This window comes from Pseudomonas sp. BYT-1 (genome assembly GCF_023611805.1).
Classification (GTDB): domain Bacteria; phylum Pseudomonadota; class Gammaproteobacteria; order Pseudomonadales; family Pseudomonadaceae; genus Aquipseudomonas; species Aquipseudomonas guariconensis.
The window spans coordinates 1308317-1324750 of sequence record NZ_CP072559.1 but is presented as its reverse complement, the minus strand read 5'-3'; the positions used below and the strand labels follow the sequence as shown (position 1 = coordinate 1324750).

At 60.2% G+C, this 16434-nt stretch carries 23 protein-coding genes; 7 read left to right on the top strand and 16 right to left on the bottom strand.

Annotation, left to right across the window (positions count from 1 at the left end):
* The first annotated feature begins 26 nt into the window (after positions 1–26).
* The 4 genes from J5X93_RS06025 to tsaA all read left to right on the top strand — a co-directional run bounded on the left by J5X93_RS06025 (position 27) and on the right by tsaA (position 2576).
* A complete protein-coding gene (locus J5X93_RS06025) occupies positions 27–485 on the top strand; it encodes a GNAT family N-acetyltransferase (RefSeq protein WP_182817678.1) in 459 nt (152 codons plus the stop codon).
* A 124-nt stretch (positions 486–609) separates the two neighbouring features.
* Positions 610–1320 carry an rRNA pseudouridine synthase gene (locus tag J5X93_RS06020; RefSeq protein ID WP_043208737.1) on the top strand — a complete coding sequence of 237 codons (711 nt, stop codon included), beginning with the start codon at positions 610–612 and terminating at the stop codon, positions 1318–1320.
* Positions 1321–1413: 93 nt separating this feature from the next.
* A complete protein-coding gene (locus tag J5X93_RS06015) occupies positions 1414–1875 on the top strand; it encodes a YehS family protein (RefSeq protein ID WP_043208739.1) in 462 nt (153 codons plus the stop codon).
* A gap of 5 nt (positions 1876–1880) precedes the next feature.
* The gene (gene tsaA / locus J5X93_RS06010; RefSeq protein ID WP_043208741.1) at positions 1881–2576 is read left to right on the top strand and encodes a tRNA (N6-threonylcarbamoyladenosine(37)-N6)-methyltransferase TrmO; all 696 of its coding nucleotides are present in this window, start codon (positions 1881–1883) and stop codon (positions 2574–2576) included.
* 102 nt (positions 2577–2678) lie between these two features.
* Here the strand turns inward: tsaA and fpr are convergent, their stop codons facing one another.
* Positions 2679–3458, bottom strand: coding sequence for a ferredoxin-NADP reductase (fpr, locus tag J5X93_RS06005; RefSeq protein WP_043208743.1), 780 nt, complete (start codon positions 3456–3458; stop codon positions 2679–2681).
* 120 nt (positions 3459–3578) lie between these two features.
* Between fpr and finR the strand changes: the two genes are divergently transcribed.
* Positions 3579–4505, top strand: a complete 927-nt coding sequence (finR, locus tag J5X93_RS06000; protein WP_043208745.1) for a LysR family transcriptional regulator FinR — start codon at positions 3579–3581, stop codon at positions 4503–4505.
* On the opposite strand, the gene J5X93_RS05995 is transcribed toward finR, so the two are convergent.
* The 3 genes from J5X93_RS05995 to J5X93_RS05985 form a co-directional block, all read right to left on the bottom strand.
* Positions 4506–4868 (bottom strand): diacylglycerol kinase, encoded by a 363-nt coding sequence (locus tag J5X93_RS05995; protein WP_043208747.1) that lies wholly within the window; start codon positions 4866–4868, stop codon positions 4506–4508.
* A gap of 75 nt (positions 4869–4943) precedes the next feature.
* Positions 4944–5594: a response regulator transcription factor ErdR gene (erdR, locus tag J5X93_RS05990; protein WP_043208748.1), complete on the bottom strand. Its 651-nt coding sequence runs from the start codon at positions 5592–5594 to the stop codon at positions 4944–4946.
* 255 nt (positions 5595–5849) lie between these two features.
* Entirely contained in the window at positions 5850–6560 is a 711-nt protein-coding gene (locus tag J5X93_RS05985; protein WP_070572311.1) for a tRNA-uridine aminocarboxypropyltransferase, read from the bottom strand.
* A 222-nt stretch (positions 6561–6782) separates the two neighbouring features.
* On the opposite strand from J5X93_RS05985, the gene J5X93_RS05980 reads away from it, so the two are divergent.
* Positions 6783–7205 (top strand): quorum-sensing-regulated virulence factor family protein, encoded by a 423-nt coding sequence (locus J5X93_RS05980; protein ID WP_043208752.1) that lies wholly within the window; start codon positions 6783–6785, stop codon positions 7203–7205.
* A gap of 1 nt (position 7206) precedes the next feature.
* On the opposite strand, the gene J5X93_RS05975 is transcribed toward J5X93_RS05980, so the two are convergent.
* Positions 7207–7413, bottom strand: coding sequence for a hypothetical protein (locus J5X93_RS05975; protein ID WP_043208754.1), 207 nt, complete (start codon positions 7411–7413; stop codon positions 7207–7209).
* A 379-nt stretch (positions 7414–7792) separates the two neighbouring features.
* On the opposite strand from J5X93_RS05975, the gene J5X93_RS05970 reads away from it, so the two are divergent.
* On the top strand, positions 7793–8911 hold the full coding sequence (locus J5X93_RS05970) for an LOG family protein (RefSeq protein ID WP_043208756.1): 1119 nt from the start codon (positions 7793–7795) through the stop codon (positions 8909–8911).
* 27 nt (positions 8912–8938) lie between these two features.
* Here the strand turns inward: J5X93_RS05970 and recX are convergent, their stop codons facing one another.
* From recX to J5X93_RS05915, 11 genes are all read right to left on the bottom strand, one after another.
* Positions 8939–9406, bottom strand: coding sequence for a recombination regulator RecX (gene recX, locus J5X93_RS05965; RefSeq protein ID WP_182941618.1), 468 nt, complete (start codon positions 9404–9406; stop codon positions 8939–8941).
* A 7-nt stretch (positions 9407–9413) separates the two neighbouring features.
* Positions 9414–10481: a recombinase RecA gene (gene recA, locus J5X93_RS05960; RefSeq protein WP_043208760.1), complete on the bottom strand. Its 1068-nt coding sequence runs from the start codon at positions 10479–10481 to the stop codon at positions 9414–9416.
* Positions 10482–10587: 106 nt separating this feature from the next.
* Positions 10588–11070, bottom strand: coding sequence for a CinA family protein (locus tag J5X93_RS05955; protein WP_043208761.1), 483 nt, complete (start codon positions 11068–11070; stop codon positions 10588–10590).
* 59 nt (positions 11071–11129) lie between these two features.
* Positions 11130–11627, bottom strand: a complete 498-nt coding sequence (locus tag J5X93_RS05950) for a lysis system i-spanin subunit Rz (RefSeq protein ID WP_043208905.1) — start codon at positions 11625–11627, stop codon at positions 11130–11132.
* Positions 11624–12172, bottom strand: coding sequence for a glycoside hydrolase family 19 protein (locus J5X93_RS05945; protein ID WP_043208763.1), 549 nt, complete (start codon positions 12170–12172; stop codon positions 11624–11626). Before J5X93_RS05945 ends, J5X93_RS05950 begins: the two co-directional genes overlap by 4 nt.
* Positions 12173–12249: 77 nt before the next feature.
* Positions 12250–12765: a hypothetical protein gene (locus J5X93_RS05940; protein ID WP_182941620.1), complete on the bottom strand. Its 516-nt coding sequence runs from the start codon at positions 12763–12765 to the stop codon at positions 12250–12252.
* Between the two features lie 68 nt (positions 12766–12833).
* Complete coding sequence (locus J5X93_RS05935) at positions 12834–13628, bottom strand: hypothetical protein (protein WP_182941622.1); 795 nt, start codon at positions 13626–13628, stop codon at positions 12834–12836.
* A 6-nt stretch (positions 13629–13634) separates the two neighbouring features.
* On the bottom strand, positions 13635–13952 hold the full coding sequence (locus J5X93_RS05930; protein WP_070572322.1) for a 2OG-Fe(II) oxygenase: 318 nt from the start codon (positions 13950–13952) through the stop codon (positions 13635–13637).
* A 375-nt stretch (positions 13953–14327) separates the two neighbouring features.
* A complete protein-coding gene (locus tag J5X93_RS05925) occupies positions 14328–15350 on the bottom strand; it encodes a phage late control D family protein (protein WP_182941624.1) in 1023 nt (340 codons plus the stop codon).
* A gap of 53 nt (positions 15351–15403) precedes the next feature.
* Complete coding sequence (locus J5X93_RS05920) at positions 15404–15610, bottom strand: tail protein X (protein WP_043208769.1); 207 nt, start codon at positions 15608–15610, stop codon at positions 15404–15406.
* Complete coding sequence (locus J5X93_RS05915; protein ID WP_182941626.1) at positions 15585–16430, bottom strand: phage tail protein; 846 nt, start codon at positions 16428–16430, stop codon at positions 15585–15587. The genes J5X93_RS05920 and J5X93_RS05915 overlap by 26 nt, the downstream gene beginning before the upstream one ends.
* Positions 16431–16434 lie beyond the last annotated feature (4 nt).

The window sequence follows — 16434 nt, the reverse complement described above, 5'->3', positions numbered from 1 at the left end:
CCTCAGGACCCAGCAGGAGCAATGCGATGCAACCGGCACTGACGCTTCAAACGCCAAATGTGAGCGACTACCCGGAACTGGTGCAGATCTGGGAGGCCTCGGTGCGCGCCACCCACGACTTCATGCCCGATGCCTATATCGTGCTGCTGCGCGAACATGTGCTACGCCGTTATCTGGACGCCGTGATGCTGGTCTGCTGCAGGGACAGCACCAGGCGCATTCTTGGTTTTGCCGGCGTCGCCAATGGCCGGGTGGACATGCTCTTCGTCGCCCCTGAATACCGTGGCCAGGGCATCGGCAAACGGCTGTTGCGCTATGCCGTCGACGAACTCAATGCCGAGCGCCTGGATGTCAACGAGCAAAACCCGCAGGCGCTGGGGTTCTACCTGCACGAAGGGTTCGAAGTCACCGGGCGTTCGGATACCGATGGACTAGGTCAGCCCTATCCCTTACTGCACATGACCCTGATTCGCACAGGCTCTTGAGCTTTGGATGCAGGATGCCGTACGCCCCTCCTGAAATGGCGTAAATGACATAGATTCCCAGCCCCAAGATCGTCCAGAAAGGTACAATGGCGGCCTTCCCTGCCTCATTTTGCGAATTGCCTTCATGTCAGAACCCCTGCGCCTCTCCAAACGCCTCATCGAGCAACTTGGTTGCTCCCGCCGCGAGGCCGAGCTGTACATCGAGGGCGGCTGGGTCACGGTGGATGGCGTCGTGGTCGAGCAACCCCACTACAAGGTCGGGGCCGAGCAGGTTGCACTGCTCCCGGGAGCACGCGCTGAGCAACTGCCACCAGTCACGCTCCTGCTCAATCAAACGGCTGGTCAGGACGCCGAGAGCGGTCGCAGCAGCATGACCATGGCTACCCTCAGCGAAGCCCATCCGCCTTCGGTGCGCCCACTGCATGGTCACTTCGCCAGGTTGTCCTGTGTCGCGCCTCTGGAACCCGGCGCAACCGGTATGCAGCTGTACACCCAGGACTGGCGAGTCACCCGCAAGCTCGAGGCCGATCTTCATCGGATGGAGCAGGAGTACATCGTCCAGGTCGAAGGCCAGGCGTCGGCAGAGGCCTTGCAGCGCCTTGCCCGTGGCATCACCCGCAGCGGTCAGGAACTGCCCAAGGCCAAGGCCAGTTGGCAGAACGAAAGCCATCTGCGCCTAGCCCTGAAGAATCCGCGGCCCGGGCAGATCGGCGCCTTGTGCGCCGCCCTTGGACTCAAGGTGCTGGGTATGCGCCGTATCCGCCTGGGCGGGGTGTCCATGGGCAAGCTGCCCGCCGGGCAGTGGCGCTACCTGGCGACCAACGAACGCTTCTAGGCCCTGTACGCAATGTATCCGCACCGGGCCACACTGCCCCTAGCATTATCGCCACGCCACTGCTGGCGTGGCGCCTGAACAGGATTTGTCACCATGAACCACAACGATGTCCTGCGCAGCCTGCGCTACATGCTCAAGGTCAGCGATGCCCAAATGGCCGAGATCATTGGGCTGACCGGCCTCGAAGTTTCTCCCGAAGCGGTCGCCACCTACTTGAAGAAAGAAGATGAAGCCGGCTACGTGCGTTGCCCGGAACGGGTCATGGCGCATTTTCTCGACGGGTTGGTGATTCACCGTCGAGGCCGCGATGACAGCCGCCCGGCGCAACCGATCGAAGTCCCGGTGAGCAATAACACCATCCTCAAGAAGTTGCGCGTGGCCTTCGAGCTCAAGGAGGAAGACCTGCACGTGATTCTGAAGTCGGTCAACTTCCCAGTGTCCAAACCCGAACTCAGCGCGCTGTTCCGCAAGGTCGGCCATGACAATTACCGACCTTGTGGCGACCAGCTGCTGCGCAACTTTCTCAAGGGCCTGACCCTGCGTGTGCGTGGCTGAGCACAATGCAACACACGGTCTCACCGGTTGGCATCGTCCGCTCCTGCTTCAAGGAGAAGTTCGCCATACCTCGCCAGCCGCAGCTTGCGCCCGCCGCACGTGGCGTGCTGGAACTGCTGCCCCCGTTCGACCAGGGTGATGCCGTCGCCGGGCTCGAACAGGTCAGCCATGTCTGGCTGTTGTTCCTGTTCCACCAGGCCCTGGAAGACAAGCCCCGCCTAAAGGTGCGCCCGCCGCGCCTAGGGGGCAACAAGAGCATGGGCGTGTTCGCCACCCGCGCCACCCACAGACCCAATGGTATCGGCCAGTCAGTGGTGCGCCTGGAGGGTGTCGAGGCAGGTCGTCTGCTGCTGTCGGGGATCGACCTGCTCGACGGGACGCCGGTACTGGACATCAAGCCTTATGTGCCCTACGCCGACTGCATCGATGATGCAACCAACCAGATGGCCAGCGATGCGCCTGAACCTATTGCCGTGACCTGGAGCGAGGCCGCCCTACCCCAGGCCCATACACATGCCTTGCGTCTTCGAGAGCCATTGGTCGAGCTGATCGAGCAGTGCCTGGCGCAGGACCCACGCCCGGCTTACCAGGTACCGCCAGCTGATCGGGTGTATGGGGTGAAGTTCTGGGATGTCCAGGTGCGCTGGCACTACCCGAAGCCAGACCAGATCCGTGTTCTGGAAGTCGTACCGGACGCTTAAGCCTTTCGGAAAATTCCCAGCGGTGCAGCCGCCGGCAGTACCCTTTTCCGGACATAAAAAAACGCAGGCCATGGCCTGCGTTTTTGCGTTGTGCGATTCGTCTTACTTTTCGACGAAAGCACGCTCGATCAGGTAGTCACCTGGCTCACGCATGCGTGGGGAGATCTTCAGACCGAAGCTGTCGAGAACCTCGGCGGTTTCGTCGAGCATGCTCGGGCTACCACAGATCATGGCGCGGTCGTCCTGTGGGTTGATCGGTGGCAGGCCGATGTCGCTGAACAGCTTGCCGCTGCGCATCAGGTCGGTCAGACGGCCCTGATTTTCGAACGGCTCGCGGGTCACGGTCGGGTAGTAGATCAGCTTGTCGCGAACCGCCTCGCCGAAGAACTCGTTCTGTGGCAGGTGCTCGGTGATGAACTCACGGTAGGCGACTTCGTTGACGTAGCGCACGCCGTGAACCAGGATCACTTTTTCGAAGCGCTCGTAGGTTTCCGGATCCTGGATGACGCTCATGAACGGCGCCAGACCAGTGCCGGTGCTCAGCAGGTAAAGGTGCTTGCCCGGGTTCAGGTCGTCGAGCACCAGGGTACCGGTGGGCTTCTTGCTGATGATGATCTCGTCACCTTCCTTCAAGTGCTGCAGCTGGGAGGTCAGCGGGCCATCCGGCACCTTGATGCTGAAGAACTCCAGGTGCTCTTCCCAGTTAGGCGAAGCGATGGAATAGGCGCGCATGAGCGGACGGCCGTTGTCCTGTTGCAGGCCGATCATCACGAACTGACCGTTCTCGAAGCGCAGGCCCGGATCACGGGTGCACTTGAAGCTGAACAGAGTGTCGTTCCAGTGGTGCACACTGAGGACACGTTCGTGGTTCATGTTGCTCATCGATGGGGCTCCTGAAGAAAGACGCGGCGCGGACCTAGCGCACTATTGCGCGATATTTTAGGGGCAGCGACAATATCTGTTAAATGGATTATCAAGATATGTCTTATCGGTTATATAGATATGCGATTCACGCTTCGTCAGCTACAAGTCTTTGTCGCCGTCGCCCAGCACCAAAGCGTGTCCCGGGCCGCGAGCCTGTTGGCGTTGTCGCAATCGGCCGCCAGCACCTCGATCACTGAACTGGAGCGGCAATCGAGCTGCCAGTTATTCGACCGCGCGGGTAAACGGCTGAGCCTCAATGCCTTGGGCCATCAATTGCTGCCCCAGGCCGTTGCCCTGCTCGACCAGGCCAAGGAGATCGAGGACCTGCTCAATGGCAAGTCCGGCTTCGGATCGCTCTCGGTCGGTGCCACCTTGACCATCGGCAACTACTTGGCAACCCTGCTGATCGGCAGCTTCATGCAGGGTCACCCGGAGAGTCAGGTCAAACTCCATGTGCAGAACACCGTACATATCGTGCAGCAGGTCGCGCACTATGAAATTGACCTGGGTCTAATCGAAGGCGACTGCAACCACCCGGATCTGGAAGTGCAGCCCTGGGTGGAAGATGAACTGGTGGTGTTCTGCGCGCCTCAGCATCCCTTGGCCAAGGTGGGCCGGGCAGATGTGGAGACCTTGTCCCACGAGGCGTGGATTCTTCGCGAGCAAGGCTCGGGGACGCGGCTGACGTTCGACCAAGCCATGCGTCATCACCGCGCCAACCTGAACATCCGCCTGGAGCTGGAACACACCGAGGCGATCAAACGCGCCGTTGAGTCCGGCTTGGGCATCGGCTGCATCTCGCGCCTGGCCCTGCGCGACGCGTTCCGGCGTGGCAGCCTGGTGGCGGTGGAAACGCCGGAACTGGACTTGTCGCGGCAGTTCTATTTCATCTGGCACAAGCAGAAATACCAGACCTCGGCCATGCGCGAATTCCTGGAGCTGTGCCGTAACTTCACCGCCGGCGTCAGCCGCAGTGACGAGATCGTCCTGCCGCCGATTGCCTGATCAGAGCAGGATTACACCCCACACCAGCGCCACCATGGTCATCGCGACCAGTTGCGCGGCGCTGCCCATGTCCTTGGCATTCTTGGACAAGGGGTGGCGCTCCAGGGAGATACGGTCGATGGCCGCCTCAACCGCAGAATTGAGCAACTCGACGATCAACCCCAGCAAGCATACGGCGATAAGGATCGCACGCTCCACACGGGTGACGGGCAGCCAGAAGGCCAACGGAATCAGTACGACGTTGGCCAGCACCAGCTGGCGGAACGCCGCCTCGCCCTTGAAAGCAGTACGCAGGCCGTCCAACGAATAGCCGGCGGCGTTGAAGATACGTTTAAGGCCGGTCTGGCCCTTGAATGGCGACATGGACGGTTACTTCACCGATTAAAGGGCCAGCAGATTAGTCCAACCCGGGTCAAAAAAGCGTGAATATACGGGAACTTAGTTAGCCGAAACCGATTCGAGTTGTTGCAGCAGCAACGCTGCCTGAGTACGGGTACGCACCCCCAGCTTGCGGAAGATTGCCGTCACGTGGGCCTTGATGGTCGCCTCCGACACGCTCAATTCGTAGGCGATCTGCTTGTTCAGCAAACCTTCACAGACCATGGTCAGCACCCGGAACTGCTGCGGCGTCAGACTGGCCAGACCTTCGCTCGCAGCCTTGGCCTCGGCCGAGACATCGACCTTCTCGAACGCCTGTGGCGGCCACCACACGTCACCATCGAGCACCTTCTGCACTGCATCCTGGATGACGTCCAGGTTGCTCGACTTGGGGATGAAACCGCTGGCACCGAACTCGCGAGACTTGACCACCACGGCCGCCTCTTCCTGCGCCGAGACCATGACCACTGGAATCTGCGGGTACTGCCCACGCAGCAGGACCAAGCCGGAGAAACCATAGGCGCCGGGCATGTTCAGGTCCAACAGGACCAGATCCCAGTCGGCCTTCTCGGACAGGCGGGTTTCCAGCTCGGCGATGCTCGCCACCTCGACCAGACGTACATCCGGCCCCAGGCCGAGGGTAACGGCCTGGCGCAGGGCGCTACGAAACAGTGGGTGGTCATCGGCAATCAGGATTTCGTATGTGGCCATCGATCTAAGGATCCTGTTCTGTGCCAGGCGCGAGGGGTGGAGGAATGCCTGGCGAGCAACTCAAGGCGCAAACGGCAGGGCCGCCGGCCGCAATGGCACGGCGAAGTCCGGGATAACAGCATCTTCGTCGTGCCCGAATCGGCGCCAAGAATGCCGAGCACGGTCCGGGTGGTCAAGCCAATTGCCCGGTCGTCCCCGCCTCCTTGACTGCCAGCCTGGTCATTATGAACCAATCCACCGCGCCTGCCCCTTGGACTATAGGAAGGTATGCAACCGCCGATGCGCGTCGTCGTCCAGATCCAGCGGCAAGTGCCGCTTGGCACTCAAATAATGCAGGCTGAACACATCCAGGTAGGCGTCCAGTGCCTCGCTGGCGCGTTGGTCACCGGCCAATTCCAAGCACATTGCCGCAACCTCGGCGGTACAGAAATGGTCATCACGTTTGGAACGGCGCAGCTTGTAACGCGACATCTGCTCGGCCTGCAGGCTCAGAACTGGGAAGCGGTCCAGATAAGGGCTCTTGCGAAACATCTTGCGGGCTTCGGTCCAGGTGGCGTCGAGCAGAATGAACAACGGGCGTTTACCCGGCTCGCGCACCACCTCGCTGACAACCCGCTCTGGCGCGACGAACTCACCGGGGAAGACGATGTAGGGCTGCCATTTGGGGTCGTCGAGCAATGCGAGCAGGCGCGGGTCGACGTCGGTACGGAGCCAGCCAAAGGCCGAGGTGTCCTCTACCAGATCAGCGATCAGCCAGCCAGTATTGGTCGGCTTGAGTGGCTCTGTATCATGCATCACCAGACACATGCCGGCGTCGGCGGTGACCTTGGGCTTAAAGGCACACAGGCAGTGGCTGGCGATCACGCGGCAATCCGGACAACGCACCGCGCGCGAACCACGGGCGATGAAGGGCTTGTTGCTGCGGGCCAGGCGTTCGGCGCGCAGGCGTGCTACGGCGTGGCTCATGGCTGCACGCCTCGCGGAAGGAAGGAAACAGGCACGGTTGCAACTCGGCGGGAAACAAGCCGCCAGTCTACCAGAGGCGTTGTCATTTGCCGTGCAGGTGGACGGACGCCTCCTTTATAATCGCGATTTTGGCGACCTGGGATATCCCACAGGCGGGTGGTTTCATGGAACGCCGCTCGCTGGCGCAGGTCAAAGTGCCAGTCATCGAACCAGGAGAGATTCATGCTGCGTCTTACCATCCCGACCTTGAGCCTGCTGCTCGCACTGCCACTGGCGGCCCAGGCGGCCTCCAAGCAGGAATACGAGCTGAACCAGATGCTGCAGAAGGTCGCCAAGGAAAGCAGCGTCGGCACCCCGCGTGCCATCAACGAAGATATCCTCGACCAAGGCTATACCGTCGAGAAAGGCCGGGCGTTGGTCAACCACCTGAGCGTACGCGAGAGCCACGCCGAGCGGATGCGCGCCAACCCGGAACAGGTTCGCAGCCAGCTGGGCGACAGCGTGTGCCGCAACAATGGCTATCGTCAGCTGATGTCCAAGGGCGCGGTCCTGGTCTATCGGTTTTCGGTCTACAAGACCAACCAGCCGATCATGGACCAAGCCTTCGACGCCTCCAGCTGCGTGGCGGGTAACAAGAAGAAGTAACTCAGGCAACCCTGTCGTTGTTACTGGCGCGCCGCTGTTCTTCATCGGCGCGCAACTCCGCCAGCAGAGCCTGGAGATAACGCGAGTGCCGCTCTGCGACTTCCAACCTGCGCAAGCACTCGGCTTCCAGGCTCACGTGATGGGCCTGGGCAGCCCGCTCCAGCAGCAGATATAGCTGCCTGTCCACCTCGATGATCAACCGATGCATACCGCGACCTCCTGCATCGAGACGTTGCGTTTCCAGTTAACCAGAGCTGCGTTACAGCTGGCCCCCTCCCGACGAGCGGGAAAACTGCTCTGTTATCGGACATCGCACTGTCTTGAATCGGCACGATCTAACGCTTGGGTCTAGATTGATAGCAAATACCCGCGCATTTCCGGTACCCGAGGAGACTGCCCAGGCGCGGCGCTCTTGCACTGCGATAACAACAATGTGATGGACATTTGTCACTGCATCATGGCCTTGAAGGCCCACTGCAATGCTCGGGTTGCATACTCAAGCAACGGCAGCCAGCGACACACGCAGTGTCGCGGCCGGGATACCCCATCGTCCCGGTCAGAGGTTCTGCTGCAGAAGGAGACGTTGAATGCCTTACCAACCGAACGAACTCTTGTTCAATCATTTCAGGGACAACGGCATCGACCTGAGCAAGATTGATGAACAGTTGCAACTGGTCGCGCCCAACAGCCCCAACCTGCCGCTGTACCGCGACATGATGCTGACCATCCTGCGCATGGCCCACGACGACACCAACCGCTGGAACGCCAAGATCACGCTGCAGGCCCTGCGCGAACTCGACCATTCCTTCCGCACCCTGGAACGCTACAAGGGACGGCGGAAGGTCACCGTTTTCGGCTCGGCGCGTACGCCATTGGAACACCCCATGTATGCGCTTGCCCGTGAATTGGGCGCCACCCTGGCACGCTCCGACCTGATGGTCATTACCGGTGCCGGCGGAGGTATCATGGCCGCAGCCCATGAAGGCGCCGGCACCGGGCACAGCCTGGGATTCAACATCACCCTGCCTTTCGAGCAACATGCCAATGCCACAGTGGATGGCACTGACCAGTTACTGCCCTTCCATTTCTTCTTCATTCGCAAACTGTTCTTCGTCAAGGAAGCCGATGCCCTGGTGCTCTGCCCAGGTGGGTTCGGCACTCTGGATGAAGCTCTCGAGGTACTCACCTTGATCCAGACAGGCAAAAGCCCTCTGGTGCCAGTGGTACTGCTGGACTCACCAGGCGGAACCTTCTGGCGCGACGCGCTGGCGTTCATCAGCAAGCAACTGGAGGAAAACCGCTACATTCTGCCCAGCGACATGAAGCTGGTGCGCCTGGTCCACAGCGCCGACGAAGCGGTGGAGGAGATCAACCAGTTCTACAGCAACTACCACTCCAGCCGCTGGTTGAAGAACCAGTTCGTGATTCGCATGCATCATCCCTTGAGCGATGCAGCGCTCTACGACATCCAGGAAGGATTCGCCGATCTACGCCTGAGCGGCAAGTACCATCAACAACCAGACAGCGGCCTCGAGCACGAGATAGGCAACTTCAACCACCTGACCCGATTGACCTTTGCCTTCAATGGCCGTGATCAGGGCCGCCTACGCGAACTGGTGGACTTCATCAATCTGCCGGAAAACTGGGCCAAGCCCCAGCCCATGCACACCACACAGCGAGCAAGGGAAGCCTTGAAGGTCGATTGAGAAAGGGGACAGCTGGAAACTGAAGAATCAGTCGTCAGGATTGCGGCCGCTGAGCAGGCGGCCGATCAGTTCCATGGGGAATCCACGGTAGGCAAGAAATCGGGTCTGCTGGGCACGACTTCGGGGATCATGGGGACGTTGCCCGGCGAACTTGCGTTGCCAGACTTCCTGCAGCCGGGCCGCCCAGTCCACTCCGCTTTCACGCAGAGCCTGGTCGATGTCACCACGGTTCAGGCCGCGTTGCCCTAACTCTTCGCGAATACGCGCTGGGCCGTAGCCGGCATTGGAACGATAGGAAATGAAGCTTTCGAGGTAGCGTGCCTCACTGAGGAGCCCCTCTTCGGCAAGCCGATCGAGCGCAGGCTCGATCAACTCATCCGGTGCGCCGCGCTGACGCAGCTTACGTGTCAGCTCGACACGACCATGCTCGCGGCGTGCGAGCAGGTCCATGGCTGTCCGCCGAACGGCGACGGGGTTGTCGAGTACGACGGACATGGGCCAATCAATAACCGGCGTCGGCGTCAGCCATGTCGTCGGCATCGGCTTCAGCAGCGGCGGCCTTGCCAGCAGCGGCGACGGCACCTGCGTTGAGCAGTTTTTCGCGGATTTGTTTCTCGATCTCCGCCCCTACAGCTGGGTTGTCTTGCAGGAACTTGGCAGCGTTGGCCTTGCCCTGACCGATCTTGTTGCCTTGGTAGCTGTACCAGGCACCGGATTTTTCCACCAGGCCTTGGGATACACCCAGGTCGATGATCTCACCGTTGCGGTAGATACCCTTGCCATAGAGGATCTGGAACTCGGCCTGGCGGAACGGCGGCGAGACCTTGTTCTTGACGATCTTGACGCGGGTCTCGCTACCCACCACCTCGTCGCCTTCCTTGACAGCGCCGGTACGACGGATGTCCAGACGCACGGAGGCGTAGAACTTCAATGCGTTACCACCGGTGGTGGTTTCCGGGCTACCGAACATCACACCGATCTTCATACGGATCTGGTTGATGAAGATGACCAGGCAGTTGGCGTTCTTGATGTTACCGGTGATCTTGCGCAGCGCTTGGGACATCAGGCGAGCCTGCAGGCCCACGTGCATGTCACCCATTTCGCCTTCGATTTCGGCCTTCGGGACCAGCGCGGCCACGGAGTCGACAATGATTACGTCAACGGCGTTGGAACGCACCAGCATGTCGGTGATTTCCAGGGCTTGCTCGCCGGTGTCTGGCTGGGAGACCAACAGGTCATCGACATTGACGCCCAGCTTGCCGGCGTACTCGGGATCAAGGGCGTGCTCGGCATCGACGAAGGCGCAGGTGGCGCCGTTTTTCTGGGCTTCGGCGATAACCGACAGGGTCAGTGTGGTCTTACCCGAGGATTCCGGACCGTAGATTTCAACGATACGGCCTTTAGGCAAGCCGCCGATGCCAAGGGCGATGTCCAGACCCAGGGAGCCAGTGGAAATGGCCGGGATGGCCTGACGCTCGTGGTCGCCCATGCGCATGACCGCGCCCTTGCCGAATTGGCGTTCGATCTGACCCAGGGCAGCAGCCAAGGCGCGCTTCTTGTTGTCGTCCATTGAAATCCTCACGTGTTCGACGGGCGGCCCTGCGGCCGGGAATAACTGTATAAGTAGCCAGTATTATTCCACAGGGATTCGCTTTGGCAAACCCCCGTCGGGTGATTTACTCCGCACCAAGCTGTAACAAGCCGTCTAACGCGGTGATCACCGTCTGTCGGCGCACCGCTTCGCGGTCGCCGTCGAAGTGCCGGCGCTCGCTGATCACATGGTTGCCATCGGCCCATGCCAGCCACACGGTACCCACCGGTTTGGCAGGTGAACCGCCATCGGGCCCGGCCACACCACTGACCGCCACGGCAAAACGCGCCCCGCTGGCAGCTTGAGCGCCACGGACCATGGCCTCGACCACTTCCTGGCTCACCGCGCCCACCTGGCCGAACAACACTTCAGGGACACCCAGCTGGCGGGTCTTCTGGGTATTGGAATAAGTCACGTAACCGGCCTCGAACCACGCCGAGCTGCCGGGAATGCGGGTGATGGCCTCGGCGATGCCGCCACCGGTGCAGGACTCGGCAGTGCTCACCTGCGCATTGAGGCGCCGCAAGTGCTCACCAAGACGGGTAGAAAGAACGGTGATCGGGTCCATGGCTGGGCTCCTTGAAAACTGCGCTCTACCCTACCACCCTCGCTTGGCCAGGCAAGCGCTCAGCGCGCCAATGCCCGAATGTAATCCTGGCAGGCGCGCAGGGCGATCAGTCCCCGGTCTCCGGTGTCGGTGATGGCGATAATGCGTCGAGCATCCGCTGGGTCAAGTCGGGCGCGTACGGGGCCATGATCCACGCCGCTGGCGCTGGAGGGGGCAGGCACTGCGGGGCAGTTGGCGCCCTGTTCGACCAAGACTGACAACCGCAGGTCAGCAGTAGCCAGGCGGTCACGCAGGCGAGCTTGAGTCTGTTGGGCATGGGCGAGCTCCTGGAAATGTCGTGTTTCACTGCCTTGCAGGCGTTGTTCGAGTTGCTGGCGTCCCTCGCGCTCGGCGAGCAGCGCTCGCGCTGCTTCCTCTGCACGCGCCTGGGCCTCATGGGCTTGAGCCTCGGCCTGCTGCGCGAACAGCCGGCCGTAGCGCCAGGCCTGGACCTGCCAGGTCAATGCCGAAGACAACAGCACGAGCACCAGACACAGCCCCAGCCATAGGCGGCTCAACACAGCACCTCCCGCGCCCGTGCCCACAAGGCCAGACGATCTTCCAGCCCATTGAGCCCACCATTGATGTGACGGGTGATGCGATTGAACTCACCCCGGTCCGCCAGCGCATTGAGCCCGCGTGAATGCCAGAACCATGCCGCCGATTCACAGGCCCAGCGGGGTTGTTCAAGCATCTGCGGCTGCGCCAGCAGGCGTTCGTCACCAAACAGCGCCCGACTGCAGGCCTGATAGTTATTGCGACCGGTCACCTGGATCAGGCCACGGCCGCGATAGAGCTGACCATCACCATCAGCCTCGGGGGTATTGCCTAGCCGCTGGGCCAGGCTGCCCGTGTCATAACGCGAGAGGTAACGATCATTGCCCAGCTCCTTGAGGTAGCGCAGTTGGCCAGATTCATGGCCGACCTGGGCGAGAAACGCTGCGACGCGTTTGGGATTGTCGATTTCCCAGCGCGGCAGGGTGGTGTTCAGGGCTGGCAAAAACACGTCCGCGACAGGGCGGGCATTGGGGAAGATCGCGAGTAGTTGGTCTTCCGTAAGCATGGATATCTCCTTGATCACGCAGGATTCGGACACAAAAAAGCCCGGTGCGAATCCGGGCTTTATCGAGCCGATCGACATTATTGAAAAAGTGTCCGACGATGTTTCCAGGCGACTCTAAGTGCCGCGAAAAATGGCGCAAAAGATACAAGCGCCAAAAGCACGACATTTCGCCAGATCGACTCATTGTTCCACTCGATTATTTGTCGATTGAAATCATCATCGAAAACAACCAGCCCTTCTTGAGTCGCCAGTTCACGCAGTACAATATCTGGCTCGCCGACTTCCACGGTCAGAAGTACCTTAGAACCAATCCGTAAGCCTGTCTGCTGGTAGATCGCCTGGTTGACATACACTGCCTTGACGTGTTTTGCCCCGTTCAACCTGAAAGTGATCCCCAGTGTTACGATAGCCGGATCATGCTCCCAAGATGAGGCATGGCCGTTAACACGCCCCTCTAAGTTCACAAGCCTAGTTACATCAACCGGTGCATACACTCGCAGCTGCGAGTAGTAGAGCGCAGCAAAAACCCAAAGCCCGACCGCAACAATCAACAGATTGAAAATTTGCTGCCTTGGAGGCAGTGTTTTTAGCATTCGAGCGAACGAGCTTATGGAAAACATATTAAGACCCTTGACTGACCTCTTAACCGATAACTTTATACTCAGTGGTACCGATCGATACCAATGAAGTTGTTCTGAGGGCTTACGATTTCAATAGGACCAATGTCAACTCGCCAACCGAGAGACTGTGAAACTGGGAAAATCAGCGGCCTCGAAAATCCATTCTCGATATATCCTCCGCCCGACCCGGCGGAATTTTCATAAAGGTGATAGTCTTTCCCGGTAATTGTAACGACGCCCCGCTTTGGATCCCATTGAATCACGGCAATACGATTTGTATACGCGGCTCTGATCTGTGCAAGCGTTACTAGCTTCAAATCAGGCGCAACCCAATAATTTTGATATGAAGCGTTAGGCCTAGAGCGAAAATTCCTTTCCCAGATTGGCTTCACATAGGATGAGTATATTTTCTTCGCAACATCCGAGGTCACCACTCCGGCCAAGCTCGTAAGCACACCCACAGCGACAAACCCTCCCGCCCCTACTGCACCCCCTAATAACATTAAACTACCGACCACCCCCACTAAATTACCAACCAAACTAATGACATCCCCTGTATCAAAGCCTTTATCCTCACGATATTTGGCTGTGATCTTCAACAAAACGGTAGTGGCGGCAAACGTATTGGTTTGAAGATTCAAGAATGGTGTGAGCCCAGCTGTCAACTTTACAATCGACGTTACATTGGCCACAGCCGCTCCCGTCTGCGCGCTCTGGTTCACCAAGGCGAAGCCCTGCTTATCACTGTTGTATTGATCGATTAATGAAGTTCCTGCCGCCGTCGCACCGGCAGTTGTGTCGACATACCCCAGGATTATTTCAACGGTCCTAGCCATACGACACTACCCCTTAATCAGCGTCTTGAATGCAACGCTCATGCGCAACCGGTTGCAGCTAGTGGCAGGAGCCCTGGCACCATGGTGTATCTGGCCATTGAACACGACGACCCGTCGTGCCTTGGGCTGAACGGCTGTGAGGATTGTTTCCTTGTCGTCTGCATAGAACATCAATTCACCGCCCCAGCAGGTCGCCCAGTGTTCACTACAGAACAACATCACGGTGCGCCCCGGTTCGTCAGGTGTATTGTCCCGGTGTATGGGGCCGTCCTGAGCGCTGGTTTGTCCATTTGCGTATACGCCGAGTAAGATCGCTTCAGGCATATGAACGGCCTTTATGCGCGCCCAGCAGTCCGCGAGAAATGCCCATTCCGATCGCTCACGCAGTTCTTGTTCACAGTCCTCTAGTTCGCCTCTACGCGTCCCTGCAATAAAGCTGTGCCAACAAGGACGCTCCAATGGTGAGTACGGATAGGGCCAGCCATATCGCCATACAGCGCCACTCAATAACTCCAGCAGTTTCGAGTGCTCTTAGGCAGTGATTCCATTGTCTATGACACATATATCTCGGCAGGTGATTGCTCCAGACATCGCTCGACACTCCTCTGTCGTCCTCAGGGTTGAAGGACGACTTTAGGGAGCGCTGAGCGCCACAGGCACCCGGAAATCTGCACAGCTACCCTCTCCATTACTGCTTCATCAGGCCGCTACGCTTGGGGCATTCCCTTTTGCTTTTGCCTTCCCCCCATTACCGCCATTGCATTGCACGGTGGTACGCCAGCCCGACAGGGTGAACACCTGCTCGACCGATTCGACCAGATAGTCCCCGTCCAGGCCATGAAGAAACCCTTGCAGATTGATACGTCGCTCGGCGAAGAGGTCGGTACGCCCTGGCATGTCCAGGCGCACGCTGGCGGTGTCGCGATTGAAGCTGGCCAGGCGGGCCCTGGCCGCTTGTTCAGCGGCAGCGCGGTTGGGGTAGAGATGGCGATCGGTGTACACAGGTTGCAGGCCGTCCGGCGCATCGCCATTGGCGAGCTCGACCGTCTTGAGTTCACCGCTGGCAGGATCTTGGTGGCGGGCGCGTACCGCTTTGTGCGTGGTTTTATCGCCCAGGCGAAACTGCCACTGGCTGACATCGGCGCGGGCAATGCTTACCACACCGAGGGCCTTGCCGCTGGCGCTCTGCCCTCCCTGGCGCGGCAGTACCAACAGCTGGCCATTGGCAAGCTTTGCAGTGCAGTCGTGCAGCCGTGCCAGGCGGGTGATGAAATTAAAATCGGACTCGCTGTACTGATCGACCCGCGGCACGTGCAGCGTCACGGGGCACACCGCCTGCCAGCCATTGCGGGCAGCGATGTCGGCAACGATGCGCTGCAGCGTGACCTGCTCCCAACTGCCGCTGCGTATGGTCTTGCCGCTGCCACGCAGGTCGCTGGCCTTGCCTCGGATCACCAGGGTATCCGGCGGGCCGGTCAGCTCGATCTCATCGACGGTGTAGCGCCCCAGCAGGTTCAATGTCTGTCCGGCATAGCCCAGGTGCACCTCGAGCACGGCGCCCCGGGACGGCAGTGCGACAGCGCCGTCACGGGCATCGATGCGCAACTCGAACTCGTCCGACTCAAGGGCAGGCTTGTCCGTGGTGCGCAGTGAGAGCAGGCGGTCGTTGATCAGCAGGGTAACGTCGTGTCCGTCGGCGGTAATGCGAAATTGCGGTTGCATGTCAGGCTCCTTGGAAGGAACCGTTGCCCGGCCCGGTCGAAACCGGCCACGCATCAGTCCCACAGTTGCAGGGTGTCGCTCGCCACCGCGGGCAGCTCCGGCAGTCGAATCCTCACGCCTGCGCGAAACGGCTGAGGCTCATCCGCCAGTCCTTGGTTGGCATCCAGCACCGCCTCGACGGAGCCCACAAGGTGCCCATAGTAGTGCTGGCAGAGCGTGTCGAGCAGATCGCCCTCAGAGGTTGCGCAGGTCTTGGCCATAGCTCACGAACTCCAGTGAAAACCCTTGTTTGCGCGGAATGCCGCCAGCCAACAGTTGGCTCTGCTCCTCTTCGATGCTGGTCAGGCACCAAGTGCCGAGCACCTCGCCGTAGCCCGTGGTCAAGGACAGGGGCAACAGTTGACGGCCGATGCTGCGCAGCGCCTGCAACTGGCCGATACCGCCCTTGAAGCCGGGGTAGATGGCCCCGCGGATGTAGATGTGCTCCTCGCCCAGGCTGACAGCCTGTTGCGCGTTGTCGCGGCTCAGGCGCTCTTGCCCGACCCAGCGATAGCGCGTCTGGCGACGCAACTGATCGAAGGCAGCGGTATCGAGGTTGAAGTAATAGGGCGCAGCGCCTGGCTTCAACGGTTGCAGAACCAACAGGTGGGGGAACGGCTTGACCGCTTCGGCGGCGGGCGTTACCTCGGGCGCGAAGCCCAGAGTCGACAGCACGCCCTCCACCGTCGAACTCACCGCCCCGACGACACGACGGATTGCCGCGCCAGCTTTGGCCGCATGGCCGGCAAAACTGTCGATGCGCTCCCGTACCTGCCGCACCACTGCCACCGCCTGGTCATATTTGGCCACGACCTTTGCCACCTGATCCTGGGCCCGGTTGATCGCGCCCAGGGTGCGCTGGAGTTTGGCCCCAATGATCGGGCCGACCACCGGCAACGCCTCCAGGTCGGAGACGGCGCCCTGGATATGATCGATCGCCTCGGCCATCGGATCGAGCATGGCATCGGCACGCCGACGCCCTGCCTCTCCCGCCTTGACCAGGGCGTGCAGCGTGGCTTGCAGCTGCTCCAGATAGGTCATGGAT